This is a genomic window from Nocardia sp. NPDC058497 (assembly GCF_042720195.1).
Taxonomy (GTDB): domain Bacteria; phylum Actinomycetota; class Actinomycetes; order Mycobacteriales; family Mycobacteriaceae; genus Nocardia.
Genome location: NZ_JBHXMY010000141.1, coordinates 9242 through 12248 on the forward strand (window position 1 = coordinate 9242; position 3007 = coordinate 12248).

Genomic DNA, 3007 nt, shown 5'->3' on the forward strand with positions numbered 1-3007 from the left:
CCGCCCCGGGCGCCTGTGTCCCCCCCCGGGCGGCCGACCCCGGGGGGGGGCCCCCTGCCCGTTTCGGGTATATCCCCACCGACGGGCCGGGACCCGTAGGGCGGTTTCCGGCCCTTCGTCGCTATTGCGATTGCGCGTGCAGGATCAGGCCGGTGCCGTTGTCGTTGCGCAGGGTGAGACTGTCGCCGTCGATGGTGGCCGTCGTCCGGCCGTCGAGGGCGCGTAGCACGTGGCTCTCGATCTCCATGACATCCGGTGGGCACATCATCTTGGTGGTGGCGACGGCGAAATTCACCGCGTCGCCGGGGCCGACGCCCGCGGTGCCGGTCATCCGGTTGCAGCCCGCCATCCCGTTGACGGTGCCGCCTTCGCCGATCGTCAAGGTCGCATTCACCTTGTCGAGGGTGGTAGAGCGGACCTGGCCCTGCTCGGTGATCAGGGTGGTGACGACCCAGGTGGTGCCGGTCAGCGGTTTGTCCGGGATGAGGATTTCCTTGTCGGTGAGATGAACGGTGACCGCCTCTCCGGTCAGCGTCAGCTTGTCGCCGTCGAGGCGCCAGGTGGGATCGGACTCGAGCAACGAGTTCTGCCAGCGGTCGGCGGTGACGCGGTCATCGGTGCATGCCATCAGGGTGCTCGCCAGGGACTCGGTGTGCAGGACCTGATTGCTCAGGTCGACGGCGCCGGTGCTCGTGTTGCAGCCGGAGTTCGCCGAGACGCGGCCGTCGGCGAAGGTGAGCGTCATCGGACCACCGCCGGGGATCGGGTCGCCCTCGACCTCGGTGGAGATGTAAGTGTGTCCCATCGGGGTCGCCGTGTCGTCCGGCGCCTTCGGGGAATCGGAGGAACAGGCCGTGCCCGTGGCGGTGGCGAGTACACAGAGCGCGGCGAGACGGAGCAGGGTTGCCGACATGTAGCCCATCGTACGTGGCGTGCCCGCCGATTCCGGTGATCGGCGAATTGCGCAATCGGTATGCCAAGTTGGTCGGGAAATCGCTTGTAGTCCAGTCATATTCACGTTCAGTGCGGACTGCAACGGTGCGTTCTGGTCGCCGGCCACCGACTTCGCGGCCGGGATGTGCCGAACCTGCTTCGGCCCTTAGCGCATCGCCGTTCTCGGCTGCGATCCGGTGCCGTGTCATACGGAGCGCCGAGCCGTTCCGCGACCGCACCGGGTGTGTCGTCGCGTGCCCGGTCACCGGAGATCGCCGGGGATATGCTCGGCGGGTGAACAGTGTGGCGGCGGAACCGGTATCGACATGGGCGCCGTTGCGGTCGCCGGTGTTCCGGGCGCTGTGGATCGCGCAGCTGGTGTCGAATCTGGGCACCTGGATGCAGACGGTCGGCGCGCAGTGGATCCTGGTCGACGCGCCGAACGCGGCGGCGCTGGTGTCGTTCGTGCAGACCGCGCTCGCGTTGCCGGTGATGGTGCTGTCCATCCCGTCCGGGGTGCTCGCCGACCTGGTCGACCGGCGCAGGCTGCTGATCGGCGCGCAGGCGGGGATGGCGCTGGCCTCGCTCACCCTCACCGTATTCACCGCCACCGGTCATACCACGCCCGCGGTGCTGCTCACCCTGCTCTTCCTGCTCGGTTGCGGGCAGGCGCTCACCGCACCGGCGTGGCAGGCGATCCAGCCGGAGCTGGTGCCGCGCGACCAGATCACCTCCGCGGCGGCGCTGGGCAGCATGAGTGTCAATATCGGCCGCGCCGTCGGGCCTGCCGTGGCCGGTGTGATCGTGTCGATCGCCGGGCCGGACGTGGTGTTCGCGTTCAACACGCTCTCGTTCGTCGGCATTGTCGCGGTGCTGCTGGTGTCGCAGTGGCCGACCCGGGTGCGCACCCTGCCCAGCGAGCGTCCGCTCGCGGCGTTGCAGGCGGGTACCCGGTTCATCCGCGCGGCGCCCGCGATCCGGCGGGTGCTGTTCCGCGCGATCCTGTTCATCGCGCCCGCCAGCGCGGTGTGGTCGCTGCTGCCGGTCATCGCGCACGACCGGCTCGGGCTGGCCGCCGACGGCTACGGTCTGCTGCTCGGCGCGCTCGGCCTCGGTGCGGTGTGCGGTGCGCTCGGCCTGTCCCGGCTGCGGGTGCTGTTCACGCCGACCCAGCGGCTGGCGCTGGCCGCGCTGCTGTTCGGGCTCGGTGCCGTGGCGACGGCGCTGGTGCCGAGCGTGCCGATCGTGCTGGTGTTGCTGGTCGGGGCGGGCCTGGCGTGGCTGCTCGCCATGTCGACGCTGAACTCGACCATGCAGTTGCTGCTGCCCGCCTGGGTGCGGGCACGTGGGCTGTCGGTGTACATGCTGGTGTTCATGGGCGGGCAGGCCATCGGCTCGCTGCTGTGGGGTCTGGTCGCCGGCGCGTACGGTGCCGTGGCGGCGCTGCTGGTCGCGGCGGTGTTGCTGGCCTGCTGCGCGGTGAGCACGCTGTGGTGGCCGATCCGGCACAACGTCGAGGACATCGACCTGTCACCGGCCGCGTTCTGGCCCGAACCGCAGCTCGTCGTGGAACCCGACCCCGAGGACGGCCCGGTCCTGGTGATGCGCGGCTACGACGTACCGCCCGAAGACGTCGCCGGGTTCACCGCGGCGATGGCCATGGTCGGCCGGTCCAGGCAGCGGACCGGCGCCATGGAATGGCGGCTCTACCGTGACGTCGGCACCGTCGACCGATTCGTCGAAGCCTTCGTCGTGCGCTCCTGGGCCGAGCACATGCACCAGCACCAGGTCCGGCTCACCGCCCGAGACCAGGAGATCGAACAGACCGTCGCCCACTGGTCGGCGGGTGCCGAGACGGTCTCTCACCTGGTCGCGGTCGAGCCTGGTTAGACCAGCCGGGCGTGGACCCCATAGGATGGGCGCCATGTCGCTGTTCCTCGATATCCTCCTTGTGATCACCAGCGTCCTGTTGGTGCTGCTGGTGCTGCTGCACCGCGCCAAGGGTGGCGGCTTGTCCAGCCTGTTCGGTGGCGGCGTGCAGTCGAGCCTGTCCGGCTCCACCGTCGTCGAGAAG

At 69.7% G+C, this 3007-nt stretch carries 3 protein-coding genes; 2 read left to right on the plus strand and 1 reads right to left on the minus strand.

Annotated features, from left to right (window positions below; genetic code table 11):
- Positions 1 to 121: 121 nt before the first annotated feature.
- On the minus strand, positions 122 to 913 hold the full coding sequence (locus ACFWPJ_RS12530; RefSeq protein ID WP_378850188.1) for an META domain-containing protein: 792 nt from the start codon (positions 911 to 913) through the stop codon (positions 122 to 124).
- A gap of 323 nt (positions 914 to 1236) precedes the next feature.
- On the opposite strand from ACFWPJ_RS12530, the gene ACFWPJ_RS12535 reads away from it, so the two are divergent.
- Positions 1237 to 2823, plus strand: a complete 1587-nt coding sequence (locus ACFWPJ_RS12535) for an MFS transporter (RefSeq protein ID WP_378850190.1) — start codon at positions 1237 to 1239, stop codon at positions 2821 to 2823.
- 34 nt (positions 2824 to 2857) lie between these two features.
- On the plus strand, positions 2858 to 3007 hold a 150-nt coding region (gene secG, locus ACFWPJ_RS12540; RefSeq protein ID WP_378850192.1), incomplete at its 3' end, for a preprotein translocase subunit SecG.